Genomic DNA, 24,971 nt, shown 5'->3' with positions numbered 1-24,971 from the left:
GGGAGCTGAAACGCTGTCCCCGCAGGGCTCACAGGGCGCGGAAGCGGCCCGGACTCAGACCCGTGACCCGTCGGAAGGCCGCGCCGAACGCGCTCGCCGAGTGGTAGCCCACACACACCGCCACCTCGTCGATCTCGTCCCCCCGCGCGAGCATCGTCACCGCGTGCTGCACGCGGGCTGTGGCCAGCCACTGGCTGAACCCCAGGCCCGTCTCGGCGCGGAACGCCCGGGTGACGGTACGGGTACTCACGCCCAGCCGCGCCGCCCACACGGCCAGGGTGGTGGTGTCGGCGGGGTCCTCGCGCACGGCGGCGACGATGGGGGCCAGCAGCGGCGACTCGGGGATGTGCAGGATCAGCTCGCGCCGGGCCGGGGCGAGGATGTCCAGCACCATCGCCTCGGTCCGCGAGCGCTCGTCCGCGGTGAGCCCCTCGGCGTCGAGCCGGTCGAGCAGGAGCCGCAGGAGCGGGGTGACCTCCATGGCCACGGGTTCGTCGGAGATCGAGGGCACCGCGTGGACGCCGAACTGCGCGGCCCGGTGCCAGGTCCCCGCGGGGGTCCACCCGGAGTGGCGCGTCCCGGCCGGGAGCCACAGGCCGACCGTGGGGGTGATCGTCCAGACCCGCGTGCCGACGGTGGCGGAGGAGGCGCCCCGCTGGTTCCAGAGCAGTTCGTGCGTGGGGTGCGAGTGCTCCTCCCAGAACGTGTCCCGGGGGATGATCTCGGCGCTGCCCATGACGACGAAGGGCACCTCGATCTCGCCGGCGGCGTAGGAGGGGAGCCTGCGGCTGTCGATCGCCTCGCGCCGCGGGGTTTCGGCGGGACGGAGTCGAGTCGCCAAGCCCGGCCGGGTGTCTCGTTTGACCACGTCGTCCAGGTTAGGCGCCGGCGGGCGCCGCGGTGGCGGTGACCCCGCTCCGTCCCGCGGGCCGTGCTCCAGCGCCGGAGCGGCTGTTCCGGGGGCCCGGGGGAGGGGCGCGCCGAGGACCGCGTTCCCGTTCCCCGGCTCCGCGCGAACCCCTTGACCTCAATAAAAGTTGAGGTTTCAGAATGGGGGCCACCACTCACGACACGAAGGAGATGCGCGTGCGTACGACGCGTAATCGGCAGCGGAGTTCGGGTTCGCAGGCGGTGCCACGCCCCGGGGTGCTGCTCGCCAGCGTCATGCTGGGCGTTCTGGTCGTGGCCATGTCGATCTCGGGGACGGCCGTGGCCGTCCCGAACATCGGGGTGGACCTGGAGGCCTCAGGCGCCGCGCTGCACTGGGTGGTGGCCGGGTACAACCTCACCTTCGCCGCGTTCACCCTGGTCTGCGGTTCCCTGGCCGACCTGTTCGGGCGAAGGCTGCTGTTCGCCGTCGGCGCGGTCGTCTTCCTCGCGGGCAACCTGGCCAGCGCCCTGGTCGGTGACATCCTCCTGCTGGACGCGGCACGCCTGCTCACCGGTGTCGGCGGCGCGGCGATCATGGCCAGCGGCGGCGCCCTGCTGGCGATGGGCTTCGACGGTGCCGCGCGGACCCGGGCCTTCGCCGCCATGGGCACCATGGCGGGGGTGGGCATCGCGATCGGCCCGACCCTGTCGGGTCTGCTGGTCGGCGCCGTGGGCTGGCGCACGGCGTTCCTGGTCTACGCCGCGGTCGGCCTGCTCATCCTGGTCGGATCGGCGTTCGTCGCCGAGTCGCGGGCCTCCGAGCGCCCGCGCGTCGACTGGGTCGGCTCGGTGACCTTCGTGGTCAGCCTGACGCTGGTGATGTACGCGGTCATCGAGGCGCCCGAGGCGGGCTGGGGGACCCCGGCGGTGGTGGGCTCGCTGGCGGCCGGTGCGGTGCTCCTCGTGCTCTTCCTCGTCGTCGAGAGCCGGGTGGCCCGGCCGGTGCTCGACCTGAGCCTGGTCCGCGACGGACGGTTCATGGCCTGGTGCCTGGCGACGCTGACCACCTCGATCGGTTTCCTGGGGGTGCTGGTCTTCCTGCCGACCTACCTCCAGGGGGTGCAGGGGATGTCCGCCCAGACCGCCGGTCTGATGATGCTCATGCTCACGGCGCCGGTGCTGGTGGCCCCGTCCCTGGGCGGGTGGATGGTCGCCGGGGGCGTGTCGGCACGCGGGATGATCGTTGTCGCGCTGCTGCTCGTTGCCGGGGGCAACGCGCTGCTCACCGTGCTCCACCCGCAGATCACCGCGCTGGGACTGGCCCTCCCCCTGGTGCTGATCGGTACCGGCATGGGATTGTCGTTCGGCATCACCGACGGCCAGGCGATGGGCGTCATCGAACCCCGGAAGGCTGGCATGGCGGCGGGTTTCCTCAACACGCTCCGCGGTGGCGCCGAAGCCCTGGTCATCGCGGTCTTCGGAGCGGCGTTGACCAGCATCGTCGCCGCCCGCACGGGATCGTCCGAAGCCGCCGCCCGGGCGACCGCCGGGGACGTGGGAGGGTCGGACGCCCTGGCCGGTCACCTCACGGCGGCCTGGGACGCCACGTCCTGGGGTGTCGCGGCCCTGTCGCTGGTCGCCACGGCCGGGGTGTTCGTGCTCCTGGCCCGGCGCCGGGGCGTGGTGGGAGGGGTTCCCGGGTCGGGCGGGACGGAGGCGGAGCCCGCGGGGCGGGGGCCCGCGGGACCGGAATCCGTTGAACGCTAGTCCGTCGAACGCTGGCGGTTCTGCGGCGTGCCGCGGCGGCCCGGAGGAGCACGGCCGGGCCGTCGGGCCTGCGGGGGCGGTTCCCCGGGGCGGGCGCTGTCACAGGCGTGTGCTTCGATGCACCTCATGAACGCACCCGAGACCGCCCTCCGCCTGCCCGAACCGGCCACCGTGCGCGACCGGTCCCACAGGACGGCGCTGCTGGAGTTCCTCGTCAACCCCGACGGCCTCTACCGCAAGTACGATTTCACGCCCGGCTGGCGGCCGGGATGGGACCTGGCCACGATGAGCAGCGGGGGAGGGGACGAGTACGCCATCGCGCTCTCGGACACGGCCGGTCTCATCCGCTGCTTCGACCACGAGTCGGAGATGAGCCCCTACGCCAACGACGAGGAGCACTGGCCGGGGACGGTCGACGCCGTGCCCGGAGAACTCGCGTTCCTTATGGCGGACACCGATTTCAACGGAGGCGACACGCTGTCGGTGAGCGCTCTGCTGTGGCGTCTGCCCGCGGACGCCTCCTGGCGCACCGGGGTCGCCGGGGACCGGGAGGACGGGTCGGGTTGGCTGCTGGGTGGTCTGTACGCCGCCGACCCCGCACGGTACTTCCACGAGGAGTTCCAGGACTACTACGAACGTTCTCTGGACCTCGACGCGGTGCGCGCGGTGTTCGAGGGAGGGCCGCTGACCGAGGAGGTCGTGGCCGGGCTCAACCCCGGGGCCGACCCCGTCAAACTGCTGCGCATGGCAGCGGCGTACCCCTCCTGACGCCCGTCACCGTAGTCGTCCCGGGACGACTGCCCACCTCGGCGGCGGACGGAGAACGTCAGCTTCCCGCATCGCGGGCGATGCGGTACAGCACGTTCGGGCGCAGCGGACCCTCGGGCACGGTGGGGTCGTCGAAGTCCTCGGCCGGGTTCCGGGTCATCCCGATCCGGCGCATCACCGCACGCGAACGCAGGTTGGCGGCCGTGGTCACGGCGAGGACCTCGTGGAGCGCGAGGACGTCGAAGCCGTGGGCCAGGACCGTTCGCGCGGCCTCGGTGGCGTAGCCGTGGCCCCAAGCTGGGCGGGCGAGCCGCCAGCCGATCTCCACCCCGGTGAACGGCATGCCCTCGTCCACGTCGTCCAGGCCCGCGAAGCCGACGAACTCGCCGGTGGCCCGCACCTCCACCGCCCACCACCCGTAGCCGCGCCGGTCGAACGCGGCCTCGAAGCGTGCGACGGAGGCGTCGCTCTGCTCGCGGGTGAGCGGGTCGCCCAGGTGCTCGCGGACCTCGGGGTCGGCGTTCATCGCGGCCCAGGGGGCGAGGTCGGAGTCCCGCCACCGGCGGAGGGTGAGGCGTTCGGTGCGCAGTTCGGTCACGCGTCCAGCCAACAGGGCTCCGGTCCCCGGGGGCAATTCCTTATCCGACGAGGAGCCGGATCCTTATCCGACGAGGAGTTGGACGGCGTGGACCAGACGCCGGAAGGAGCGGCTCCGTTCTTCCACGGCCCGCATGTCCATGGTCGCGGTGAACTTCACCCGGTGGAGCGTCTCGCGGTAGGGCTCGGTCATGAGGGCGTTCAACTGGGCCTTGGCGTCGCGCTTGGCCTCGGGGGCGTCCGGCGCCACGGCGTCAGCGCCCATCGCGGAGTGCCCGCGCAGGGACTCGGCGGCGGCCAGGAACCACGCCTCGTACTCGGGACAGGCGATCACCACCTCGACCGGGCATCGGGCGAGTGCGGGATCGGGAGCGATCGAGCGCGCTAGTTCGACGGGGCAGGTGATGTCCTTGTCGTCACCGTCCCTGAGGACGAGGACGCCGCCCCGGTCGGGAACGCGCCTGGACTGGAGCATCACCGCCCTGGCCAGCTCGTCCGTTTTGCGCATTTTCGCCGAGTCCAGGCGGAAGGGCTGCGCGACGTCGATCCACGTGCCCGCGTACTCGGTCGCGACCCGGGTGAGCAGGTCCCGTACCGCCCTGTGCTCGCCGTGCCCCTCCACGATCGGGGCGATGGTGATGGGGGACATCACTCCTATTCCCAGGACAGGCGCTCCTGGACGGGCGCGGGGAGAAGCTGGTCGGTTCTGAGCAGCTCACCGGGGGTGTAGAGGTGCTCCCGCATCGCATGGGTACCGGCATCGTCGAGGGGGCCTAGGTTGGTCTCACCGGACACGGAGCGGACCGCGTACAGCTCGGAGGGCTCGAAGTCATCCCGGTCCAGCAGGTCGGGGCTGTGGCTGGTGACGACCACCTGACGGCGGGTGCTCGCGTCCCGGAGCGCGTCCAGCAGGACTCCGGCCGCGGCAGGGTGCAGGGCGCTCTCGGGTTCCTCGATGCCGACCGTGCTGAGGGTGTCCCCGGTGTCGGAGAAGAGGCAGACGAGGACGCCCAGGGCGCGCAGGGTGCCGTCCGAGACCGACTGGGCCGGAAACCGGCAGGGGTTCTCTGCTCCTGGCACGTCCTGTGTGAACTCCAGCGTTTCCCAGTTGCCGAGGTCCGCCCGCGACACTCCGTGCATACCGGGAACGATCATCCGCAGGTAGTCCTCGACGCGTTCCTTGTCGCTCGCGCCCTGGGGACTGCGTTGCAGGCGGTGCAGCACACTGGCGACGTTGGACCCGTCCCGGCGCAGGAACTCACCGGAGTCGGGGGTCTGCGGCTCGCGCATGGCGTCCGGGTTCAGGCTGAAGACGCTGATGCCGGAGAGGCCCGCGTACACCCGCTCGAAGATGTCGATCCCGGCGGCCGAGACCAGGTAGAGGCGCTGGTCGTTGACCGGGGGCATGACGGGCTCGGAGGCCTTCTCCAGTTCGCCGTTCCTGACCTTGAAGAAACCCTTCCAGGATTCCGCTTCCCCGGTGGAGTACACGTGGCACTCCTCCCGGGAGATCTTGAACGCGCCTCCTCGAACCGCGGCGACCTCGAAGGCGTACGTGCCCGAGTAGGTGGGGCCTCGGAACTCCAGGTCGATCGCGAAGTGGGTCGGGTGCCCGGTCGAGCGCCGCCGTACCTCGGCCACGCCGCCCCGGCTGCGCAGTGCCTGGTCGAGCGAGGTCTGGAGGGCTTCGGAGACCAGCCTGAGAGCGTCGAGGAAGTTGCTCTTGCCGGAGCCGTTGGGGCCCACCAGGAAGAGTAGTTGGCCCAGCCTGACATCGACTTTGGCGATGCTTCTGTAGTGCTTCAGGTGCACCCGGGTGAGCGAGAACTGGTTGGCCTGCATGGGGTTCAGTCTTTCAGCAGCCTGGCGGTAGGCCGTCAGTCTGACAGCCGTGTGAGCATGACCGGGATGTGCCCGGTGGCCCATGCCTCAGCGGGTTCGCGGGGCGGGTTGCGGGGGAGTGGACAGTGCGGAGTGTCGTCAGGGGCCGGGCGCGGGCGCGGAATGTGGGGGATACGTATGGCAGCGCTCACAGGGGGTGCGGGGGAAGGGGTCTGCGGCGCGATCGCCATGTCGGTTTCCTTTTTCGTTGGGGTTTTCGAGGTGCTGGCCGTGCTCTGGGAGTGCTGATTCCGCTCGCCAGAGCTTGTGCGTGATCGGCCGGAGGCATGTGGTGGGTGGGGCGAGAGGTGTGGATATCCGAGGCGTCATTTCTCGGGTGGAAAATGGAGAGTGAAGGTTTCTCCAGGATTGGTGCCGGTATCGCCGTTTTTGTCTTCTGGGCTCACCGTGTTCCGCGAACCTGGCGGTAGGCGGAACGGTTCGGCAGCGGAGGCTGGAACCCGGCCCTGTCCTCGACCACGGAGTCCACGAGGAGGTCGAGCCGGTCGCGCTGTACGTACTTCCAGGTGCCGTGCCGGTCCTGGTAGCTCCAGGAGAAGTCGTCCTTGAGGCCGATGACCACGTTGCCCAGGTAGGAGGGGCCGACGAGGGCGCGTTCGACGTCGGGGCCGTGGGTCCAGGGGAAGCGCCGCCACTCGACGGTGAAGGCCAGGCCCCGCTGGCTCTGGAAGGCGGTGACGGCGGCGGCGAACATGTCGTCGGAGGATTTCCGTGTTTCGTTCATGCCCTCAGCATCCGACGGGGGATATCTGTTCCTCCAGTGAGTGAGTTGTATCTACAAAGGGATGGTCCCAAGAGGAACGCCGAGGATAGCTTTGGGTCATGGTGCAACACGATTTCGGTGCATATCTGGCCGAAGAGCGCAATAACTCTGGCTACACCCTCCGCAAGCTTGCGGCGCTGGTGAACCTGAGCCCATCGACCATCTCCCGCTGGGAGAACAACCACGTGGTCCCACTCCGGAGCGAAGTGGAGAAAGTGGACAAAGCCCTGGAGTTGCAGGGGCGGCTTGTCAGTGTGTGGGAGTTCGCGAAGGCGGAAGGGCTTCCGCAGTGGATGCACAGCGTCTCGCGGCTGGAGGAGGCCGCCGAGACGATAGACCTGATATCCCCCTTGCTGGTGCCTGGGTTGTTGCAGTCTCCGAGTTACGCGCGACTGGTGTTCGAGGAGTCGCTGATGGGACGTGAGCCGGGTGACCTTGAGCGCTTGGTGGCGCTGAGGTGTGGCAGGTATGAGCAGTTGCGGAAGCTCAACAACCCTCGGACCATTGCAGTGTTTCCTGTGACGGCGGTGACCTGCGTCCCTGCCCGGGTTCGAAAGGAACAGGTTTCGCACCTTTTGTCCGTCGCTGAAATGGGCAAGATGCGTTTCCACCTGGTCCCAGAAGATTCCATCCTGCTCGGGGTGACGTCCATGCTGCTGCTGTTCCACCTTCGTGACGGTGGGAAAGCGGCTGTGAGCGACCATGTGGACGGCGCTACCTTGTATGAGGACACGAAGGTGTACGACCGCTTGCATGGTCTGGTGAAACAAGCACTGGGTAGCGCTCTGCCTGCGACCCAGTCTCGAAAAGTTCTGGAGGAACTACGGTGAGCGAGCGACGCGACTTCCACAAGTCCAGCTACAGCACGTCGGGCGGGAACTGCGTGGAGGTCAGCGAAGGCCGAGACACCCTCGTGCGCGACACCCAGAACCGGGAGCTGGGCCATCTCAGCTTCGACCGCCGTGAGTGGACCTCCCTCCTCTCCCTGCTGGCGTCCCCCCGCTAGCGACAGCGTTCTCCCCGAGACAGCGAAAGACCCCCGTTCCGCCTGGAACGGGGGTCTCGCGTCCACAGACCGCGCAGCTCAGCGCGTCAGCCCTTGAGCGGATCGTGCCCCCAGTTCATCAGCGAGTACCGCCACGGGGTCTCGCTCGGGTCCCCGGACGGTTTCTGCGCCAGGTGCCGGTGCACGTAACCGGTGACCTTGCGCATGTGCTCGTAGTCCTGCTCCTTCAGATCACCCTGCGAAGCGTGCAGGATGTCCACGATCCGCCGCCCCGAGCGGTGGCCCTTGGACTCCCCGTCGCCCTCGCCCACGGACTTCGACTCCTCGGTCTCCAGCCACCGTTCCAGTTCCTTGGGCGTCATGTTGACCGCCTCGCCGAACTCCTGCCGGACCTGCCGCTGCTGCTTCTCGTCCATGTCCCCGCCCCCGTCTCCCCGTTGTCCGTTTCCCGGCCAGCCCCCGGAGCGGCTGTGCCTCCGCCTGTGTCCGCACCTGCGCGGTCAGCCCTCGGCGCGCCTGTCGAGCACGCGTAACACGGTCTTGCGGGCCTTGTGCCCGCGCTCGTGCTCGGCTGCGCTGCGGGCCTGCTTCGAGGACATTCCCCGCGCCTTCTTGGCGGCCTCGGCGGCGGGCAGCCGGTCCAGTTCGACAGACCTGCGGGCCGACTTCGCGGCCGGAGGGTTCGGCGAACGTCCCTCCCCTCGCTCGTCGTCCCGGCGCTTGGTGCGCCGCGCCTGCCGCCGCTCTTGGGGACTGAGCTGCTCCCAGGCGTGGCGCGGAAGGTAGCGGTCGGTGCCTCCGGGTTCCTTGGAACCGCTGTCGCGCGCCCGCGCATTGCCGGAGGCCGTCTGCCACTCCTCCTCGGTCCACTTCCGCAGGTCGCGCTGTTCGCCGCTCCTGCGGTCCGGGTGCCGGTAGCCGCCGCCCTCGCGTTCGTACTCCTGGGTGAGCAGTTGGCTCTTGCGCGCCGACCACTTCCCGGCGGCCCCGCCCTTGTCCGAGGCCTTGATCCGCTCCTTGAGCCTCTCCCGTAACTTCGGGTCGGTGTAGTCCCTGCGGTAGTCGTCTGCGTCCTTGCCCTTGCCCGTGTCCTTGCCCATGTGGGCCGACTACCCCTCCCGCCGGGCCGCTACAACCCTGAGCAGGGCTTTTGCTGTGGCTTGTCTGGGGTGCGCGTCAGCCCGGGCTCTACGGGTGCGTGGTTGCTGACGCAGGGACGCTCTACGTCAACCCCGTTGTACCCAGCGTCAGCCCGGGCTCTACGGGTGCCTGGTTGCTGACGCAGCGACGCTCTACAACTTGCGGACCCCCTACGACGCGCGGTCACGCGCGGGGCTTCATGGCCGCTCTCGGTCTGAACCGTGTACCCCCGTTCACGGATGGCTGGGGGAGATTCCCGGTGGGCGTTCCCCCCGGCGACCTCCCGAACCCCTCCGTGACGCCCACCAGACACCTGAAGTGACCGGCGCGCAGGGATCTCCTTCGGCAAGTTCGCTAGGCGAACTTGCTCTCAGTCGGTCCCCGCCCCCAACACTGAACCTCGGAGCCAGTGCCCACCACGACCACCCACCCCCCAGGGGCTGAACTGGAACGCGCACGCCCTACGGGTGCCTGGCTGCCGTCACCTACACGCTCTACGCCAACCCCCACGGGTGAACGACCACCACACATGCCACCCCAACCCCCTACGGCATGCCGCCAGCCTGGGCTCTGCGGGCGGGTGGTTCGGCTTTGCGGAGGGCTCAACCCCCTGCGGCGTCGCCGCTGTGTGCTCTACGCCAACCGCAGTTCAGGGGCGGTACACCGCCGTCGAACCCCGCACCACCAGTTCCGGGGTGAACAGCACCCGCTCGTGGACGTGCTCGCCGTGGTTCAGCTCCGACTCCAGCAGGCGCATCGCCGCCCGGCCCAGTTCGTACTTGGGCTGGGCCACCGTGGTCAGCCCCGGGTGCACCAGGTCGGCGAAGTCCACGTTGTCGTAGCCCACCACCGACATGTCCTCGGGCACCCGCAGGCCCCGCTGGCCCAGGCCCTTCATCACGCCGAGCGCCAGTTGGTCGTTGGCGCAGAACACGGCCTGGGGGCGCTGCCGCGGCCCCCCGCTCAGGATCGCGTCCACCGCCCGCTCGCCCTGCTCGGGGTTGAGCAGCGGTTGCTCGACCACCCGTACGCGGGTGTCCGGGTCCAGCCCGGCCTCGGTGAAGGCGTCGCGCAGCCCCTCGTGCCGCCTGCGCACCTGCTCGATGGCGAACGGCCCGGTCAGGAAGGTCACCGTCTCGTGTCCCAGCCCGATGAGGTGCCTCCCGGCCGCCATCCCGCCCGCGTGGTTGTCCACGCTGACGCTGCACCCCACGTCCTCGGCGACGTCGCCCCGGTCCAGGGCCACCCAGAAGGTCCCCTGGCGGCTCAACCACAGAAGGTCCGACAGGTCGTCGTCCACGGGCATCACCACGGCCCCGGCCGCGCGCTGCTCGGCCAGCAGGCGCACGTTGCGCTGCTGGCGCTCGCGCTTCTCGGCGGAGTTGAGCAGCACCACGGCGAGTCCGGATCCGGCCGCCTCGTCCTCCACGCCCCGTGCGACCTCGGTGAAGAACGGATTGGTCACGTCCAGCACGAGTAGGCCCACGGACTCGCTGCGTCCCGAGCGCAGGCTGCTGCCGGAGGAGTTGCGCACGTAGTCGAGCTCGGTGATGGCCGCCTCGACCCGCAGGCGGGTGGCCTCGGCGACGCGCTCGGGGCGGTTGAGCACGTTGGACACGGTTCCGGGCGAGACCCCGGCGCGCCGGGCGACCTCGGTGATACCCACGCCGCGGCGTGCGTTGGGGGACCTGGTGGACAAGGGGCTTCTCCCGTGCGTGTGCGGAGGGCGGTGCGAAGCATCGTACTCACACCCCGATTGAAACGTGTCAATTCCGTGTCCGGAGTGGGGTGTTCCGAGCCGCATGGCTTGCTGGAAAGGGCTTACCGACACGGAAGCCGTTATCGGGGTGAGACCTGCGAATTCTCGGGTGATCCTCTTGACGGTGTGATGTGGGGCACTTAACATCCACTTCATATTAAAACGTTTTTGCCGGGCATGGCAAAGAGAAGGAGGGCGCACGTGGACCCAGCAGAGGTCCCCCCACCCCTCGCCCTGGTCGACGTCACCAAGTCCTTCGGAAGCGTCCGGGCCCTGCGGGGGCTGTCCCTGGAACTGCGCTCCGGAGAGATCCACGCACTGGTGGGCGAGAACGGGGCGGGCAAGTCCACCCTGGTCAAGACCATCGCGGGGGTGCACCGGCCGGACGGCGGGCAGGTGCTCGTGGACGGCCGCCCCGCGGAGTTCGCCGCGCCCGTGGACGCCCAGCGCGCCGGGGTCGCGGTCATCCACCAGGAACCCACGCTGTTCCCCGACCTGTCGGTGGCCGAGAACATCTTCGTCGGCCGCCAGCCCCGCACCCGCCTGCGCACCATCGACCGCGGCCGCATGCGCCGCGACACCCGGGAGGTCTTCGCGCGCTTGGGCGTGGACATGGACCCCGACCGCCCCGCCCGGGGGCTGTCCATCGCCGACCAGCAGCTCGTGGAGATCGCCAAGGCCCTCACCCGCCGGGCGAGGGTCCTGGTCATGGACGAGCCCACCGCCGCCCTCTCCGGGATGGAGGCCGAACGCCTGTTCACCGTCGCCCGCACCCTGCGCGACTCCGGCGCGGCGCTGCTGTTCATCTCCCACCGCTTCGACGAGGTCTTCGCCCTGTGCGACCGCGTCACCGTGGTCCGCGACGGCGCGTTCGTCTCCTGCGACCCCACCGGCGACCTGGACGTGGACACCGTCGTGCGCCGCATGGTCGGCCGCGAGGTCAGCAGCCTCTACCCCAAGGAGGAGGCCGAGCGCGGCGAGGTCCTGCTGGAGGTCGACGGCCTGACCCGCCACGGCGTGTTCGCCGACGTGTCCTTCTCGGTGCGCGCCGGGGAGATCGTCGCCCTGGCCGGACTGGTCGGCGCCGGACGCAGCGAGGTCGTCCGCGCCGTGTTCGGCGTGGACCGCTACGACGCGGGCACCGTGCGGGTGGAGGGCAGGCCGCTGGCGCCGGGGCGGCCCCGGGCCGCCATGGCCGCCGGACTGGCCCTGGTCCCCGAGGACCGCCGCCAGCAGGGCCTGGTCATGGAGTCCTCCATCGAGCGCAACGCCACCGCCACCCGCCGCCGACCGCTCAGCCGCCTGGGCCTGTTGCGCCCCCGCGCCGAACGCGACTCCGCCCGCGAGTGGGGCGAGCGCCTGAACCTGAGGTTCGGCCGCCTCACCGACCCCGTCTCCACCCTCTCCGGCGGCAACCAGCAGAAAGTCGTCCTGGCCAAGTGGCTGTCCACCGAACCCCGCGTGCTCTTCGTGGACGAGCCCACGCGCGGCATCGACGTGGGCACCAAGGCCGAGGTCCACCGCCTGCTGTCCACCCTCGCGGGCCGGGGACTGGCCGTCGTCATGGTCTCCAGCGAACTCCCCGAAGTGCTGGGCATGGCCGACCGGGTCCTGGTCATGCACGAGGGCCGGGTCACCGCCCACCTGGACCGCGGGGAGGCCGACGAGGAGTCGGTCATGTACGCGGCCACCGGACAGCGACCGAGCGAGGCCGCATGACGAACACGGTCGGTACTGCCCCCGCCCCCGCCCCCGTTCCCGCCGCGCGCCGCAGGCTCCAGTTCCGCGAACTCGGCGTGCTCCTGGCCGTGGTGGTCCTCGTGGCCGCCACCTGGCTCCACAACCCCGGCTTCCTGTCCAGCCAGGGCGTGCGCGACCTGTTCCTGGGCGCCACCGTCCTGTCCGTCCTCGCCGTCGGCCAGGCCCTGGTCCTCATCACCAGGAACGTCGACCTCTCGGTCGGCTCGGTCATGGGCCTGTCGGCCTTCGGCACCGGCCTGCTGTTCGTGTCCTTCCCGGGCCTGCCCGTGCCCGTCGCGATGCTCGCCGGGATCGGTATCGGCCTGGTCGCGGGGCTGCTCAACGGACTGCTGGTCACCACCGTGCGGGTTCCCGCCCTGGTCGTCACCCTGGGCACCCTGTACGCCCACCGCGGCCTCAACCACTGGTGGGCCGGGGGCGAGCAGGTCAACGCCCACGACATGCCCGACTCCTTCCTGCTCCTGGGCCGCTTCAGCGTCCTGGGGGTGCCCCTGCCCGCCGCGGTCGCCATCGCCGTGGTCGCCGTCGTGGGCTTCTACCTCGCCAGCTACCGCTCGGGCCGCGAGCTGTACGCGATCGGCTCCGACGCCGACGCCGCACGGCTCTCCGGCATCCCCGCCTCGCGCCGCGTCACCTGGGCCTTCGCCGCCAACGGGGCCCTGGCCGGGCTGGCCGGGGTGCTCTTCGCCGCCCGCTACGGCACCGTCGACTCCACCGTGGGCACCGGCATGGAACTCCAGGTCGTCGCCGCGGCCGTGGTCGGCGGCGTGGCCATCGCCGGAGGCGTGGGCACCGTCTACGGGGCCGCGCTCGGCGCCGTCCTGCTCACCACCATCACCGCCGCCCTGCCCATCTGGCAGGTCGACCAGTTCTGGCACCAGGCGGTGGTGGGCGCGCTCATCCTGGCCGCCATCGGCCTGGACCGGCTGCTCGCGGTGCGTACCGCGCGCAGGCTTCGAGGAGGAGGTGCCCGTGGCGCCTGAACGCACCGTCACCGCCCCCGCCCCCGACCGTGTGCCCGAGGGCTCCCCGGCGCGGGGACCCGGCGGCCCCGGCCGGATCCGGTCGCTGCTCTCTGCCCGCGAGGCGCCCGTGGTGGGCGCGCTCGTGGTCGCCCTGCTGGCCGCCGGACTGTTCGTGGACATGTTCGCCACCGCGCGCAACATCGACTTCCTGGTGCTGAGCGTGGCCGCCATCGCCCTGATGGCCCTGCCGATGACGCTCATCGTCATCACCGGCGAGATCGACCTGTCGGTGGCCAGCACCCTGGCGCTGACCAGCGCCACCCTGGGCGTGCTGTGGGAGGCCGGGGTCGCCATCGAGACGGCCCTGTGGATCTGTCTGGCCGTGGGCGCGCTGCTGGGCGCCCTCAACGGGTTCCTGGTCACGGTGTGCGGGCTGCCGTCCCTGGCTGTGACCATCGGCACCATGGCCCTGTACCGGGGGCTGGCCTACGTGCTGCTCGGCGACCGCGCCGTGGCCAGCTACCCCCAGAGCTGGGTCAGCGGTGCCCGGGCGCCCTTCCTGGGCGTGGAGGGCCTGCCGTGGATCGCCGTGGCGGTCCTGGTCCTGGCCGTGCTGTTCGGGATGCTGCTGCACGCCACCGCCGTCGGCCGCTCGCTGTTCGACATCGGCAACAACGACGAGGCCGCCCGCTTCGCCGGGGTGCCGGTGCGCTGGACCAAGTTCTGGCTGTTTACGCTCAGCGGCGCGGTGGCCTCCGGGGCCGGGGTCTTCTGGACCCTGCAGTACGGCACCTCCCGCGCCGACACCGCCCTCGGCCTCGAACTCCAGGTCGTGGCCGCGGTCCTGCTCGGCGGTGTGTCCATCTTCGGCGGGGTCGGTTCGATCCTGGGCGTGCTGAGCGGCGTCGTGCTGCTGGGCGCGATCCGCAACGCCCTCCAGCTGTTCGGCATCAGCAGCGAGGTCCTCCAGATCGTCACCGGCCTCATCCTCATCGCCTCCGTCGTCACCCCCAACCTCGTGGCCCGGCTGCGCGCCGGACGCGCACCCGGACCCAGCCCCTCCTCACCCCCGGCCGCGGCACCGTCCGCCGCGTCCGCCCCCACCAAGGGAGAACACTCATGACCCAGGGCCGCCCACGCCACCTGCTCCTGGCCGCGTCCGCGTTCGCGGTGCTGACGACCGCCGCCTGCGGCGGGGGCACCACCATCGAGGACGCCCAGGAGGAGAACCGGGCCGGGCCGACCGGCACCGCCGACCCCGACGCGCAGATCCCCGAGGGCCTGAAGATCGACTTCCTGCCCAAGCAGCTCAACAACCCCTTCTTCGAGATCGTCAACCAGGGCGGCACCGAGGCCGTCGAGGAGGTCGGCGGCACGGCCACCGAGCGCGGGGGCACCGAGGCCACGGCCGACTCCCAGGTGGAGTACGTCAACGCGGCCAGCCAGGCGGGCAGCGACGTCATCGTGATCGCCGCCAACGACCCCGACGCGGTCTGCCCCGCGCTCAACGAGGCCCGTGACAACGGCGCGGCCATCGTCGGCTACGACTCGAACGCCAACTGCACCGACGTGTTCGTCAACCAGTCCTCCACCGAGCTCATCGGCCGCACCCTGGTCGAGATGATCGCCGAGGACCTGGTTGGCGAGGGCACCTTCGCGGTGCTCTCGGCCACTCCCAACGCCACCAACCAGAACGCCTGGATCGCGGCGATGGAGGAGGTGCTGGCCGAGGAGGAGTACGCCGGCCTGGAGCTGGTCGAGACCGTCTACGGCAACGACGACGACCTGGAGTCCTTCCAGGAGATGCAGGGCCTCATGCAGTCCCACCCCGACCTGGACGGCGTGGTCTCGCCGACCACCGTGGGCATCGCCGCGGCGGCCCGCTACGTCAGCGACTCCGAGTACCGGGGCGAGGTGGCCGTGACCGGCCTGGGCACGCCCAACCAGATGCGCGAGTTCGTGGACGACGGCACCGTGAGCCGGTTCGCCCTGTGGAACCCGCTCGACCTGGGCTACCTGGCCGGGTACACCGGCGCGGCGCTCAAGGCCGGGCAGATCACCGGCGCCGAGGGCGAGACCTTCACAGCCGGACGCCTGGGCGAGTTCACGTTCGAGACCGAGGGGGAGATCGTGCTCGGCCCGCCGCAGGTCTTCGACGCCGGGAACGTGGACGACTTCGACTTCTGAGCCCGTCTCCGGGGGCGCCCGGCACACGGAAACCGGGCCGGGGCGACTCCGCCCGGCCCGACGTGCCGCAATACGTAACGCTTTGCGTAGAACCGTCATGGTCTGTCGTGCCTTATCCGTATCCGTCCCACAGGAAGGACGCCCGTGCAGCGCGTCTGCTTCATCCTCAAGGTCCGCCGGGAACGCCTCGCCGAGTACCGCGAACGGCACGCCGAGGTGTGGCCGGAGATGCGCGAGGCCCTCAGCGCCACCGGCTGGCACAACTACTCGCTGTTCTGCACCGAGGAGGGCATGGTCGTGGGTTACCTGGAGACCGAGGACTTCGAGGCCGCCCGCGCCGCGATGGCCCGGACCGGGGTCAACGCCCGCTGGCAGGCCGAGATGGCGCCGTTCTTCGAGGGCCTGCCCGGCCGCCCCGACGAGGGCATGGTGCCGCTGACCGAGGTCTTCCACCTCGCCTGACGGGGGGCGGCCCCACGCCAGGTGCCCGTGGTCACTCGGCGGGCAGGTCCACGCGGATCTCCCCGCCGAGGGACGCACCGCCCTCCAGTTCCAGGTCGTCACCGCTCCAGAACCGCCCCGGGTCGTAGTACCCGGGCAGGCGCCCCGGGGGCAGCAGCCCCATGGCCTCGTAGGTCAGGGCGATCACCTCGGCGCAGTAGGCCGTCTCCAGCGCGCGCTCGCGCGCGCCCCGCCCGAAGGGAAGCTTGCGCAGGGGCAGGCGTCCGCGCGCCCAGCGGGCGGCCATCTGGGTGGTGGAGGGGAAGGGGGTGCCGTTGAGCCGGGCGACCGTGCGCAGGGCGGCGTCCTCCATCGCGCCGTCCGCCAGGGGGTCGAGCTGGCGCAGCCAGCCGCGCTGGCCGTACTTGCGGCCCCACACCAGGACGGCGTCGCGCAGGTCGTGCAGCTGTACGCCGCGCTGGTGCCTGCCGGTCCACACGTCGGGCAGGGACCGGCCGAGTTCGGCGTGCCACATCAGCGGCGGCAGGTCCTCGACCACGATGGACATGCCGACGTGGTTGACCGGGCTGTTGGTGGTGATCTGGATGGCGCGGTCGGCCGCGCTCGTGCCGCGGAAGACCCAGACGTCACCGGTCCGGGTGAGCTCCAGCGCCTCGTTCAGGGACATGCTCGTGTCTGCCACACCGCTAGCCTAGGGAACATGCGTTGGTGGAAGGCCCTTGGAGTGGCCGCTTTCGTGGGCGTCGCGGCGACCGGCGCGGTGATCGCGCGGGACCAGCGGCAGCGCCGTGCCTACACCCCCGAACAGGTCAGGGACCGGTTGCGCGAGCGCGCCGCCCGGGCCGAGGACGCCGGGACGGACGGTGCGGCCGGGACGACCGGAACCGCCGTGGAACCGGGTGAGGACCTCGGCGTGCCCGTGTGGCGCCGTCGGCTGACCGGGCTGGCCGCGGGGGTGCGGCGTTCCGCTGCGGCGGCCCTGGGGCTGCTGCGGGGCCGCGTCGACCGCTCGGTCTGAGCGGCCGCGGTCAGCACACGGTCGCCGGCCGGTCCGGGTCGGCGAGGCGGGAGACGCCGGGAACGGCCAGCGGCACGAGCGTGGTCACCAGCCCGACCGCCGCAGCGCCGACCAGCACGGGGCGCGGCCCCACGGTCTGTGCCAGGGCTCCGGCCAGCGCGTACCCGACCGGTTCCAGCGCGAAGCTGCCCACCTCGTCGACGCTGATCACCACGCTGAGCAGGTCCTGGGGGATCGCCCGTTGCAGGGCGGTGTACCAGTACACGCCCAGGAGCATGAAGCCCGTGCCGGTGGCGGCGTAGCCGGTCAGCAGCAGCCAGGCGGGCACGGTCGCGGCCAGGCCCAGCAGGACCAGCGGGTAGACGAGCACACCCGCCAGGGAGACCAGGCCGGGGCGCGCCGGGCTCCAGCGGGCGGCGACGACCCCGCCCAGGAGCTGGCCCGCCGACATGCACGACAGCGCCAGCCCGTAGACGGGTTCGGCGTAGGAGTCGGCGACCACGATCGGCAGCAGGGTGAACCCGGGTGCGAGGGTGGCCGGTGCCTGCACGGTGGCTACCGCGATGACCGCCACCACCCAGGGCCGCCGCACCACCTCGCGCAGCCCCGCCCGGAGGTTCGCGCCCATCGTGGCCCCGGAGCGCTCGGCGGACGGCGCCGCCTCGCGCACCAGCGGCAGCACGGCGCAGCCCACCGCGAAGGCGGCGGCGACCACGGCGAACACCGCCCGCGCCTCCAGGGCGGCGAGCAGCACCCCGGCCACGGCGGGGCCGGTCACGCCCATGGCGCGTCCCACGACGTTGCGCAGGGCGTTGGCCTCGCGCAGCCGGTCGCCGGGGACCAGCAGCGGCACGATCGATCCGGCGGCGGGTTCGCTGACCGAACCGGCCGCGCCGCTGGCCGCCGCCAGACACACGAACCAGGCGGCTGAGTCGGGGCCCAGCGCGAAGCCGAGCATGACCGCGCACTGGGCCAGGTCGCCCGCGGCCAGGGCGGTGGACTTGCGGACCCTGCTCACCAGTGCGCCCGACAGCAGGGTGCACAGGGAGCCCGCCACGCCGCGCGCGCCCAGGACCAGGCCCAGGAGCAGCGGCCCGTGTCCGGCCAGCACCAGGCCGACCACGGCCACGGGCAGCATCGCCGAGCCGAGTTCGTCGGCGCCCCTGCCCGTGAGGAGGAGGCGGAATCCCCGGTGGCGCAGGGTCGGGGGCAGCGCACGCGCGCGCATCGGGGCCTCCTCGGGGGAAGCCCCCAGTGTGCCGGTGGCCCCCGCGGCCCGGCGAGTGGTTTTTCCGGCCGCCGCGGGGCGGAGGCGGCTCCCCGGCGGGGGCCGGGTGTTCCGGCGCGTTCCGCGGGTAGCGGGTCGTGTTCCAGCCCGGGGCGCGCGCACCCGGAACGGGACTGTTGTTACCGGCTGGTACTACCGACTGGTAGTTTTGCTCTGTTGCGGTGGCCGAACGGCCGCACCCGGATACGGACAGCGAGGAAACAGGCAGTGCACGAGGGCGTCCTCATCCGGCCCCGACCCGTTCCCCGGGCAGGCTTCCGGATCTTCCTGCTGCACCACGCGGGCGGGTCCTCCCTGGGCTACCGGCCCTGGGTGCGCCACTTCCCGGCCGACTGGGAGGTGTGCCTGGTCGAGGCGCCAGGACGCGGCCGGGCGGCGGAGGAGAAGCCCTTCCGCGACGCCGGAGGACTCGCCCGCCACCTGCTCGCGCGCCTGGCCCCCGAACTGGACCGACCCTTCGGCTTCTTCGGCCACAGCATGGGCGCGCTCCTGGCCCACGAACTGACCGCCCGGCTGGCCGCCGACGGCCCCGCCGAGCCCGCCTGGCTCGGGGTGTCCGCGTGGAGCCCGGCCCCGGGCCCCGAGCACGACGCGCCCCGGCACCTGCTGCCCTCCGAACAGCTGCGCCGGGGCATCGCCCGCATGGGCGGGACCGCCGCCGGTTCCCTGGACGACCCCGAGCAGTGGAAGATCGTGGAGCCGCTGATCCGCGCCGACCTCGAACTCGTCGACACCTGGCGCCCGGATCCGGACGCCCCGCCGCTGCGGACGCCGCTGTCGGTCTTCGGCGGCCGGGACGACCCCGGCGTCACGCCCGAGCGCCTCGCCGCCTGGGACGACCGCGCCTCGGGGCCGGTGGAGCGCCACATCCTGCCCGGCGAGCACTTCTACTTCGTCGGCCGGACCGGCGACGTGGTCACCCGCATCGTCAAGGACGTCCGGGCCGCCCTGCCCCAGGACGTCTAGTCACCTCCGTTCCTGCCGGGGCGGCGCGGAAACCCGTCATGCCGCCCCGGCCCGGGGCGTCAGCTCCCGGCCGCGATGACGTAGCCGGGCCCGTCCGCCGCCAGCTCCACCCGCTCCGCGCCCTCCACGACCGCCCGCGCCCCGCCGCCCCGGGCGAGCACCTCCAGGCCCGAGACGTCCAGGTCGGCCAGGGCCGCCGACAGCCCCTCGTGCGGGCCGTCGGCCAGGTGCACCAGCACCGTCCGGCCGCCGAGCGAGCGCAGGAACGTCATGTGGTGCGGCCCCGCGTCCAACCAGCGCAGGCCGCCGGTCTGGAGCGCGGGCAGCTCCCGGCGCAGGGCCAGCAGCCGGGCGTGCGCCTCCATCGTCCCCGTGTCCCACACCTCGGGCCGGTGCCAGGGCATGGGCCTGCGCGCGTTCTCCCCGTCCACGCCCTCCATGCCGATCTCGTCGCCCGCGAACACGAACGGCACGCCGGGCAGCGTCACCTGCGCCGCCACCCCGACCTCGTGCCGGTCGGCGTCGCCGCCCACCACGGTCCGAAAGCGCGTCGAGTCGTGCGTGCTCAGCGCGTTCACGCTGTGCGTCAGCACCCGCCACGGCAGCCCGGCGTTGGTCGCCCGCATCGCCCGCACCGCCTGTTCGGCGCCGCCGCGCGGCAGCGGCGAGTCCGTGCGCAGGTAGCGCACGTGCTCGGGCCCGGTGTTCAGCCACGTCCACACCGGCCGGGTGAACCCGGCGTAGTTCATCACCCCGTGCCACCCGTCGTGGTGGGTGTCGGGACCCGCGTCGTGGAAGTGCTCGGCCAGCAGCCACGAACCGTCGCCGCCCCGCCGCTCGTCCACCTCGCGCATCCGTGCCGCGATCTCGCCGGAGACCTCGCGGTTGAGGTCCTGCGCGCCGTTGCGCCCGGTCATGTTGGCCACGTCGATACGCCAGCCGTCCAGCGCGTCCGGCCCGGTCAGCCAGCCCACGAGCACCGAGTCGTCGGCGCCGTGGACCCGGCGCCGCAGCTCGGCCGAGGAGTAGTCCAGCTTGGGCAGGCTGGGCACCCCCAGCCAGCCCACGTAGCCGTCCGGGTGGTCGGTGAAGTGGTAGAACCCCGCCTCGGCGGAGTCCGCGTCGGCCCGCGCGGCCAGGAACCACTCGTGGGCGTCCCCGGTGTGGTTGGTGGTCAGGTCGCCCATCACCCGCATGCCGCGTTCGTGCGCGGCCCGCGCCAGCTCCCGCAGCGCCCGGTCGCCGCCCAGCAGCGGATCCACCTCGGAGAAGGTGGCGGCGTCGTAGCGGTGCGTGGAGCGCGCCGGGAAGACGGGCGTCAGGTAGACCACCTCCACGCCCAGCGCGGCCAGGTGGTCCAGGCGGCGGCGGACCCCGTCGAGCGTGCCGCCGAAGTACTCGCGGGTCGCGGTCAGCCCGAAGGCGGAGGGCTCGTCGTCCCAGGAGCGGGGCAGCGCCCAGTCGGGGTGCTCGGCCGGGGGTTCGACGGAGTCGTCGTCGCGGGCGAAGCGGTCCGGGAAGATCTGGTAGACACTCGTGCCCGGAACCCACGCGGGCGGCGGGGGACCGTCGATCAGCCGGAAGTCCGCCGCGTCGGTCACCTCGTGCCCGTGGACGCCCTCCTGGTTGAGCCAGGTGTACTCGGTGCCGCGCACGATCGCGAACCGGTAGTTGGTCACCACCGGGCGCAGCGGCACGTCCGCCTCGAACCAGACGGTGCCGTCCGATGCGTGCGTCCTCTCGGCACGGAAGGTGACGGCCTCGCCGTCCTCCACCACGCGGGCGTAGACCGCGTCCGCGTCCCCGGGCACGCGCACGCGCAGCCTCGCCCGGCCCTCCCCGACGCTGACGTGGTCGGGGGATCCGTCGTGGTGGGGGTCGCGGACGAACTTCATGGGGCGGCTCCTGGGCTGCGGGGTGCTGACACGTGAGCGGACCCCGCCGCGCGGGCGGCGGGGTCCGGTCCGGACTGGTCAGTATCGCAACGGGAGTCGGGCGTCGCGAATCCTTTTGCACTAGTCCGGGTCTTTTGTAGTGCCTTGTTCCCCGGTGGTGTGCCCCGCGTCCGGTCCGAGGGGGTCGGGGCGGCTCCGCGGGCGGGCCGACGGGTTCCCTGAGAGACCGCATGCCTGGGAGCGCTCCCAGATGTGCTGGACACCCTAACGGCCGCGATACGCGGTGTAAAGGGGTCGTGACGGACCGGTTCGCGGCCTGTCCGCGGGGCCCGGTGCCCGTGGCCGCGGCCGGGGCGGCGGCCACGGGCGCGCTCCTGCGGCCGGGCGCCGAGTCTGTTGCCCTTCCCCCCTGTCGTGGTGGTTTGTCGCGGGTTACGGTGGTGACATGAGCCTTGAGTTGCCGACCGACCGACTCCTCATCCGGGAGTGGCAGCTGGACGACGCCGAGGAGGCCCTGCGCATCTACGGGGCCGACGAGGTCGCGCACTGGCTGACGCCGGAATGGCATCGGGTGCACGACGCCGACGCGATGCGCCTGGTTCTGCACGCCTGGATCGAGGCGGCGCCCAACCTGATCCCGCCCGCGGGGCGCTGGGCCATCGTCCGCGAGGAGGACGGCCAGCTCGTGGGAGGGCTCTCGCTCAAGCTCCTGCCGCCCTTCGAGGAGGACTTCGAACTGTCCTGGGTGCTGCGCCCCGACGTGTGGGGCCAGGGGTACGCCACCGAGGCCAGCCAGGCCGTCATCTCGTGGGCGTTCAAACAGGGCATCGAGGAGGTCTTCGCCGTCGCGCGCCCCAACAACGAGCGGGCGATGGCCGTGGCGCGCAGACTGGGCATGGAGTGGGTCGGCGAGACCGAGAAGTACTACGACATGCGCCTCCAGGTGTTCCGCATGCGCCCCAGCTGAACGGGACGAACGGCCCGCCGTCGGCCCCCGTGCGGCAGCGGACGCCCCGAACGCGCGCGGCCCCGCCGGTCTCCCGGCGGGGCCGCGCGCGTTCACGGGCTCAGCCGTTCAGGAACTTGGCGATGCGCTCGGTCTCGGACTCCGACAGCCTGATCGCGGCGGCGGCGGTGTTCTCCTCCAGGTGCGCCACCCGCGACGTGCCCGGGATCGGCAGCATGACCGGCGAGTGGTGCAGCAGCCACGCCAGCGCCAGCTGCGCCGGGGTGACCCCGTGCTCGGCGGCCAGCGGGGCCAGCGGCGAGTCCGGCCCCGCCAGTTCGCCGCGCCCCAACGGCGCCCAGGGCAGGAAGGCCGTCCCGTCCCTCTCGCACTGTTCCAGCACGTCCTCGCACTTGCGCGCGATCGGGCCGTACCAGTTCTGCACCGACGCCACAGGCGTGATCGCGCGGGCCGCCGAGAGCTGCTCCAGGGTCACCCCGGTCAGTCCGATGTGGCGGACCTTGCCCTGTTCGCGCAGCTCCACCAGGGCGCCCAGTTGGTCGGCCAGCGGCACCCGGGCGTCGATCCGGTGCAGCTGGAGCAGGTCGATCCGCTCCACGCCGAGGTTGCGCAGGCTCAGTTCCGCCTGCTGCCTGAGGTACTCGGGGCGGCCGAGGGGGTGCCACTCACCCGGCCCGGTGAGCGCGAAGCCGACCTTGGTGGTGATGACCAGGTCGTCGGTGTAGGGGTGCAGTGCCTCGCGGATCAGCTGCTCGCTGATCTGGGGGCCGTAGCAGTCGGCGGTGTCGATGAAGTTCACGCCCAGCTCGACCGCGCGCCGCAGCACGGCCAGGGCCTCGTCGCGGTCGCGCGGCGGGCCCCACGCCCCCCGGCCGACGAGCTGCATCGAGCCGTAGCCCAGGCGGTGCACCGGCAGGTCGCCGCCGATCACGAGGGTTCCCGACTCCCGGGCGCTGTGCGGTGTGGTGTGTACGTCGGTCACGAGGGTTCCTTCCGGACGGCGCTGGGCCGAACATGCGGAGCCGGGGCGGAACCCGGGCGGCGACGCGCGAGACCGGCCCTCCGGCGGTGTCCCGGGAAGAATCTCAGCAGGTGGGACCCGTCGCAAGCAACCACGGGGCGCGTCGGAGCCCGATCCCGACTCCGTGCGGCACCGGTGGGGGAGGAAGTCCGCCAACGGTGCTTTTGCCCGCCGCCCGCCGCCGCGCACCCGGGGTCCGCGACACGGACCCGGCGCAGCCCGGATCAGGTGCCCAGGTACTGGCTGACGCGCTCGGTCTCGGCCTCGGTCAGCCGCACCGCGGCGGCGGCGGTGTTCTCCTCCAGGTGCGCCACCCGCGACGTGCCCGGGATCGGCAGCATGACCGGCGAGCGGTGCAGGAGCCAGGCCAGGGACAGCTGCACCGGGGTCACCCCGTGTTCCGCCGCCATCGCGGTCAGCGGGGAACCCGGCCCCGCCAGCTCGCCGCGCCCGACCGGCGCCCAGGGCAGGAAGGCCGTCCCGTCCTTCTCACACTGTTCCAGCACGTCCTCGGACTGGCGGAACGACGGCGCGTACTGGTTCTGCACCGACGCCACCGGCGTGATCGCGCGGGCGGCGGACAGCTCGTCCACCGTCACCTCGCTCAGCCCGATGTGGCGGACCTTGCCCTGTTCGCGCAGCTCTACCAGGGCGCCGAGCTGGTCGGCCAGCGGCACCTCGGGGTCGATCCGGTGCAACTGGAGCAGGTCGATCCGCTCCAGCCCCAGGTTGCGCAGACTCAGCTCCACCTGCTGCTTGAGGTACTCGGGGCGGCCCAGTCTGTGCCACTCACCCGGTCCGGTGCGCGCGAAACCCGCCTTGGTGCCGATGACCAGGTCGTCGGTGTAGGGGTAGAGCGCCTCGCGGATCAGCTGCTCGCTGATCTGGGGGCCGTAGGAGTCCGCGGTGTCGATGAAGTTCACGCCCAGCTCGACCGCGCGCCGCAGCACCGACAGCGCCTCGTCGCGGTCGCGGGGCGGACCCCACACCCCCTCGCCGACGATGCGCATCGCCCCGAAGCCCAGGCGGTGCACCGGCAGGTCGCCGCCGATGGCGAAGGTTCCCGACTCCCGGGCGATGTGTGGTGTGGCGTGCAGATCGGTCACGGTGTCCCTTCCGGACGGCGCTGGGGCCGTGTGCTCAGAATTCCAGGTTGGGGGCCGCCGCACGGTCCCCGTGCGCGCGGATTGGCGTCCCCGGCGGTGTTGCGGGCAGGATCTCAGGAGGCGGCGCGCGCCCGCAAGGCGCCACGGGTGCGCGGGGGAGGGGGAAGCGGGTGGCGGGGGAGCTGGAGCGGTTGCTGTCGGGAACGCGGGTCCGAACGCGGCCGGGCGGTTACGTCTTCACCACCGTGCCGGACCGCGCGTCCCTGCCCGAGGGGGTGCGTCCGGTGGTCACGGTGGCCGAGGACGAGGCCCTGACCGTGGTGTGCCCGCGCGAGGAGGCCGACGCGGCCGGGCTGCCCTACGACGGCGCGGCCGCCTGGATCACGCTGGAGGCCCCCGCCGGAGCGCGGGCGGCGGCGCTGGTGGCGGCGGTGGCCGCCGCGCTGACCGGAGCCGGTCTGCCGTGCGACGTGGTGTCCGGCTTCCACCACGACCACGTGTTCGTCCCCGAGGAGGCGGAGGAGCGGGCGGTGGCGGTGCTGCGGGCCCTCCTCGGCTCCGAGGAGGGCTGAGCCCACGCCACCGCACCGACTCACCCCCGCCCGGGACCGACCGAGGCCAGGTCGTCCTGGAGCAGCCCGAAGGCCCGGGTCAGGATCACCCTGCGCCCCCCGCACGCGCAGCGCTGGTAGGCGACGACGCCCTCGCTGGTGGTGTGGTCCGACTCGGTGGTCCAGTGGTGTTCGTGCCGTGTGTGCATCGG

General features: G+C 72.0%; 27 protein-coding genes. 13 read left to right on the top strand and 14 right to left on the bottom strand.

The genetic code is table 11. The features are described 5' to 3' along the window. Positions 1-28: 28 nt before the first annotated feature. Positions 29-868, bottom strand: a complete 840-nt coding sequence (locus AC0VX6_RS15300) for a helix-turn-helix domain-containing protein (protein ID WP_274973370.1) — start codon at positions 866-868, stop codon at positions 29-31. A 212-nt stretch (positions 869-1,080) separates the two neighbouring features. On the opposite strand from AC0VX6_RS15300, the gene AC0VX6_RS15295 reads away from it, so the two are divergent. Together AC0VX6_RS15295 and AC0VX6_RS15290 are read left to right on the top strand one after the other, a co-directional pair. Further along, a complete protein-coding gene (locus AC0VX6_RS15295; RefSeq protein ID WP_274973369.1) occupies positions 1,081-2,637 on the top strand; it encodes an MFS transporter in 1,557 nt (518 codons plus the stop codon). A 126-nt stretch (positions 2,638-2,763) separates the two neighbouring features. Beyond that, positions 2,764-3,405: a hypothetical protein gene (locus AC0VX6_RS15290; protein ID WP_274973368.1), complete on the top strand. Its 642-nt coding sequence runs from the start codon at positions 2,764-2,766 to the stop codon at positions 3,403-3,405. Between the two features lie 58 nt (positions 3,406-3,463). On the opposite strand, the gene AC0VX6_RS15285 is transcribed toward AC0VX6_RS15290, so the two are convergent. The 4 genes from AC0VX6_RS15285 to AC0VX6_RS15270 form a co-directional block, all read right to left on the bottom strand. Continuing rightward, on the bottom strand, positions 3,464-4,015 hold the full coding sequence (locus tag AC0VX6_RS15285; protein WP_274973367.1) for a GNAT family N-acetyltransferase: 552 nt from the start codon (positions 4,013-4,015) through the stop codon (positions 3,464-3,466). 51 nt (positions 4,016-4,066) lie between these two features. Then, the gene (locus AC0VX6_RS15280; protein WP_475464816.1) at positions 4,067-4,651 is read right to left on the bottom strand and encodes a DUF4276 family protein; all 585 of its coding nucleotides are present in this window, start codon (positions 4,649-4,651) and stop codon (positions 4,067-4,069) included. A 5-nt stretch (positions 4,652-4,656) separates the two neighbouring features. Next, complete coding sequence (locus AC0VX6_RS15275; RefSeq protein ID WP_475464814.1) at positions 4,657-5,844, bottom strand: AAA family ATPase; 1,188 nt, start codon at positions 5,842-5,844, stop codon at positions 4,657-4,659. Between the two features lie 442 nt (positions 5,845-6,286). Continuing rightward, complete coding sequence (locus tag AC0VX6_RS15270; protein WP_475464812.1) at positions 6,287-6,628, bottom strand: hypothetical protein; 342 nt, start codon at positions 6,626-6,628, stop codon at positions 6,287-6,289. Between the two features lie 98 nt (positions 6,629-6,726). On the opposite strand from AC0VX6_RS15270, the gene AC0VX6_RS15265 reads away from it, so the two are divergent. Beyond that, complete coding sequence (locus AC0VX6_RS15265; protein ID WP_274973363.1) at positions 6,727-7,497, top strand: helix-turn-helix domain-containing protein; 771 nt, start codon at positions 6,727-6,729, stop codon at positions 7,495-7,497. Beyond that, positions 7,494-7,673: a DUF397 domain-containing protein gene (locus AC0VX6_RS15260; protein ID WP_475464810.1), complete on the top strand. Its 180-nt coding sequence runs from the start codon at positions 7,494-7,496 to the stop codon at positions 7,671-7,673. Before AC0VX6_RS15265 ends, AC0VX6_RS15260 begins: the two co-directional genes overlap by 4 nt. 86 nt (positions 7,674-7,759) lie before the next feature. On the opposite strand, the gene AC0VX6_RS15255 is transcribed toward AC0VX6_RS15260, so the two are convergent. The 3 genes from AC0VX6_RS15255 to AC0VX6_RS15245 all read right to left on the bottom strand — a co-directional run bounded on the left by AC0VX6_RS15255 (position 7,760) and on the right by AC0VX6_RS15245 (position 10,512). Continuing rightward, positions 7,760-8,089, bottom strand: coding sequence for a DUF3140 domain-containing protein (locus AC0VX6_RS15255; protein WP_475464809.1), 330 nt, complete (start codon positions 8,087-8,089; stop codon positions 7,760-7,762). 84 nt (positions 8,090-8,173) lie between these two features. After that, positions 8,174-8,773 carry a hypothetical protein gene (locus AC0VX6_RS15250; protein ID WP_274973360.1) on the bottom strand — a complete coding sequence of 200 codons (600 nt, stop codon included), beginning with the start codon at positions 8,771-8,773 and terminating at the stop codon, positions 8,174-8,176. 689 nt (positions 8,774-9,462) lie between these two features. After that, positions 9,463-10,512, bottom strand: a complete 1,050-nt coding sequence (locus AC0VX6_RS15245; protein ID WP_274973359.1) for a LacI family DNA-binding transcriptional regulator — start codon at positions 10,510-10,512, stop codon at positions 9,463-9,465. A gap of 261 nt (positions 10,513-10,773) precedes the next feature. Between AC0VX6_RS15245 and AC0VX6_RS15240 the strand changes: the two genes are divergently transcribed. The 5 genes from AC0VX6_RS15240 to AC0VX6_RS15220 all read left to right on the top strand — a co-directional run bounded on the left by AC0VX6_RS15240 (position 10,774) and on the right by AC0VX6_RS15220 (position 15,947). Beyond that, entirely contained in the window at positions 10,774-12,291 is a 1,518-nt protein-coding gene (locus AC0VX6_RS15240) for a sugar ABC transporter ATP-binding protein (protein ID WP_475464806.1), read from the top strand. Further along, positions 12,288-13,316: an ABC transporter permease gene (locus tag AC0VX6_RS15235; RefSeq protein WP_475464804.1), complete on the top strand. Its 1,029-nt coding sequence runs from the start codon at positions 12,288-12,290 to the stop codon at positions 13,314-13,316. Before AC0VX6_RS15240 ends, AC0VX6_RS15235 begins: the two co-directional genes overlap by 4 nt. Beyond that, positions 13,300-14,421 (top strand): ABC transporter permease, encoded by a 1,122-nt coding sequence (locus tag AC0VX6_RS15230; protein ID WP_475483693.1) that lies wholly within the window; start codon positions 13,300-13,302, stop codon positions 14,419-14,421. Before AC0VX6_RS15235 ends, AC0VX6_RS15230 begins: the two co-directional genes overlap by 17 nt. Beyond that, positions 14,418-15,485, top strand: coding sequence for a rhamnose ABC transporter substrate-binding protein (rhaS, locus tag AC0VX6_RS15225; RefSeq protein ID WP_475464802.1), 1,068 nt, complete (start codon positions 14,418-14,420; stop codon positions 15,483-15,485). The genes AC0VX6_RS15230 and rhaS overlap by 4 nt, the downstream gene beginning before the upstream one ends. 144 nt (positions 15,486-15,629) lie before the next feature. Next, positions 15,630-15,947, top strand: coding sequence for an L-rhamnose mutarotase (locus AC0VX6_RS15220; RefSeq protein WP_274973354.1), 318 nt, complete (start codon positions 15,630-15,632; stop codon positions 15,945-15,947). A 31-nt stretch (positions 15,948-15,978) separates the two neighbouring features. Here AC0VX6_RS15220 and AC0VX6_RS15215 read toward each other — a convergent pair whose 3' ends face one another. Then, entirely contained in the window at positions 15,979-16,614 is a 636-nt protein-coding gene (locus tag AC0VX6_RS15215; RefSeq protein WP_212644419.1) for a hypothetical protein, read from the bottom strand. A 57-nt stretch (positions 16,615-16,671) separates the two neighbouring features. On the opposite strand from AC0VX6_RS15215, the gene AC0VX6_RS15210 reads away from it, so the two are divergent. Beyond that, positions 16,672-16,965 carry a hypothetical protein gene (locus AC0VX6_RS15210; protein ID WP_274978158.1) on the top strand — a complete coding sequence of 98 codons (294 nt, stop codon included), beginning with the start codon at positions 16,672-16,674 and terminating at the stop codon, positions 16,963-16,965. A 10-nt stretch (positions 16,966-16,975) separates the two neighbouring features. Here AC0VX6_RS15210 and AC0VX6_RS15205 read toward each other — a convergent pair whose 3' ends face one another. Next, the gene (locus AC0VX6_RS15205) at positions 16,976-18,193 is read right to left on the bottom strand and encodes an MFS transporter (RefSeq protein WP_475464800.1); all 1,218 of its coding nucleotides are present in this window, start codon (positions 18,191-18,193) and stop codon (positions 16,976-16,978) included. A gap of 267 nt (positions 18,194-18,460) precedes the next feature. Here AC0VX6_RS15205 and AC0VX6_RS15200 point away from each other — a divergent pair, with 267 nt between their 5' ends. After that, positions 18,461-19,219 (top strand): thioesterase II family protein, encoded by a 759-nt coding sequence (locus AC0VX6_RS15200; RefSeq protein WP_274973352.1) that lies wholly within the window; start codon positions 18,461-18,463, stop codon positions 19,217-19,219. A gap of 59 nt (positions 19,220-19,278) precedes the next feature. On the opposite strand, the gene AC0VX6_RS15195 is transcribed toward AC0VX6_RS15200, so the two are convergent. Then, a complete protein-coding gene (locus AC0VX6_RS15195; protein ID WP_274973351.1) occupies positions 19,279-21,114 on the bottom strand; it encodes a glycoside hydrolase family 13 protein in 1,836 nt (611 codons plus the stop codon). Between the two features lie 445 nt (positions 21,115-21,559). Here AC0VX6_RS15195 and AC0VX6_RS15190 point away from each other — a divergent pair, with 445 nt between their 5' ends. Continuing rightward, a complete protein-coding gene (locus AC0VX6_RS15190) occupies positions 21,560-22,081 on the top strand; it encodes a GNAT family N-acetyltransferase (RefSeq protein WP_274973350.1) in 522 nt (173 codons plus the stop codon). A 100-nt stretch (positions 22,082-22,181) separates the two neighbouring features. On the opposite strand, the gene AC0VX6_RS15185 is transcribed toward AC0VX6_RS15190, so the two are convergent. Both AC0VX6_RS15185 and AC0VX6_RS15180 read right to left on the bottom strand, forming a co-directional pair. Further along, complete coding sequence (locus AC0VX6_RS15185) at positions 22,182-23,063, bottom strand: aldo/keto reductase (protein WP_475464797.1); 882 nt, start codon at positions 23,061-23,063, stop codon at positions 22,182-22,184. A 263-nt stretch (positions 23,064-23,326) separates the two neighbouring features. After that, positions 23,327-24,208 (bottom strand): aldo/keto reductase, encoded by an 882-nt coding sequence (locus AC0VX6_RS15180; protein WP_475464796.1) that lies wholly within the window; start codon positions 24,206-24,208, stop codon positions 23,327-23,329. Positions 24,209-24,378: 170 nt separating this feature from the next. On the opposite strand from AC0VX6_RS15180, the gene AC0VX6_RS15175 reads away from it, so the two are divergent. Continuing rightward, complete coding sequence (locus AC0VX6_RS15175) at positions 24,379-24,780, top strand: ACT domain-containing protein (protein WP_274973347.1); 402 nt, start codon at positions 24,379-24,381, stop codon at positions 24,778-24,780. A gap of 20 nt (positions 24,781-24,800) precedes the next feature. On the opposite strand, the gene AC0VX6_RS15170 is transcribed toward AC0VX6_RS15175, so the two are convergent. Beyond that, on the bottom strand, positions 24,801-24,968 hold the full coding sequence (locus AC0VX6_RS15170; protein WP_017567180.1) for a hypothetical protein: 168 nt from the start codon (positions 24,966-24,968) through the stop codon (positions 24,801-24,803). Positions 24,969-24,971 lie beyond the last annotated feature (3 nt).

The organism is Nocardiopsis sp. iso_25, assembly GCF_056173305.1.
The sequence above is the reverse complement of the archived record's forward strand: the minus strand, read 5'-3'. Positions and strand labels throughout refer to the sequence as shown.

What these genes read in the sequence shown, in the direction of transcription:
- AC0VX6_RS15205 (WP_475464800.1), bottom strand. Translation starts at nt 18,193, where the DNA reads ATGCGCGCGCGTGCGCTGCCCCCGACCCTGCGCCACCGGGGATTCCGC.
- AC0VX6_RS15250 (WP_274973360.1), bottom strand. Translation starts at nt 8,773, where the DNA reads ATGGGCAAGGACACGGGCAAGGGCAAGGACGCAGACGACTACCGCAGG.
- AC0VX6_RS15280 (WP_475464816.1), bottom strand. Translation starts at nt 4,651, where the DNA reads ATGTCCCCCATCACCATCGCCCCGATCGTGGAGGGGCACGGCGAGCAC.
- AC0VX6_RS15295 (WP_274973369.1), top strand. Translation starts at nt 1,081, where the DNA reads ATGCGCGTGCGTACGACGCGTAATCGGCAGCGGAGTTCGGGTTCGCAG.
- AC0VX6_RS15275 (WP_475464814.1), bottom strand. Translation starts at nt 5,844, where the DNA reads ATGCAGGCCAACCAGTTCTCGCTCACCCGGGTGCACCTGAAGCACTAC.
- AC0VX6_RS15265 (WP_274973363.1), top strand. Translation starts at nt 6,727, where the DNA reads ATGGTGCAACACGATTTCGGTGCATATCTGGCCGAAGAGCGCAATAAC.
- AC0VX6_RS15235 (WP_475464804.1), top strand. Translation starts at nt 12,288, where the DNA reads ATGACGAACACGGTCGGTACTGCCCCCGCCCCCGCCCCCGTTCCCGCC.
- AC0VX6_RS15170 (WP_017567180.1), bottom strand. Translation starts at nt 24,968, where the DNA reads ATGCACACACGGCACGAACACCACTGGACCACCGAGTCGGACCACACC.
- AC0VX6_RS15190 (WP_274973350.1), top strand. Translation starts at nt 21,560, where the DNA reads ATGAGCCTTGAGTTGCCGACCGACCGACTCCTCATCCGGGAGTGGCAG.
- AC0VX6_RS15270 (WP_475464812.1), bottom strand. Translation starts at nt 6,628, where the DNA reads ATGAACGAAACACGGAAATCCTCCGACGACATGTTCGCCGCCGCCGTC.
- AC0VX6_RS15290 (WP_274973368.1), top strand. Translation starts at nt 2,764, where the DNA reads ATGAACGCACCCGAGACCGCCCTCCGCCTGCCCGAACCGGCCACCGTG.
- rhaS (WP_475464802.1), top strand. Translation starts at nt 14,418, where the DNA reads ATGACCCAGGGCCGCCCACGCCACCTGCTCCTGGCCGCGTCCGCGTTC.
- AC0VX6_RS15195 (WP_274973351.1), bottom strand. Translation starts at nt 21,114, where the DNA reads ATGAAGTTCGTCCGCGACCCCCACCACGACGGATCCCCCGACCACGTC.
- AC0VX6_RS15255 (WP_475464809.1), bottom strand. Translation starts at nt 8,089, where the DNA reads ATGGACGAGAAGCAGCAGCGGCAGGTCCGGCAGGAGTTCGGCGAGGCG.
- AC0VX6_RS15215 (WP_212644419.1), bottom strand. Translation starts at nt 16,614, where the DNA reads ATGTCCCTGAACGAGGCGCTGGAGCTCACCCGGACCGGTGACGTCTGG.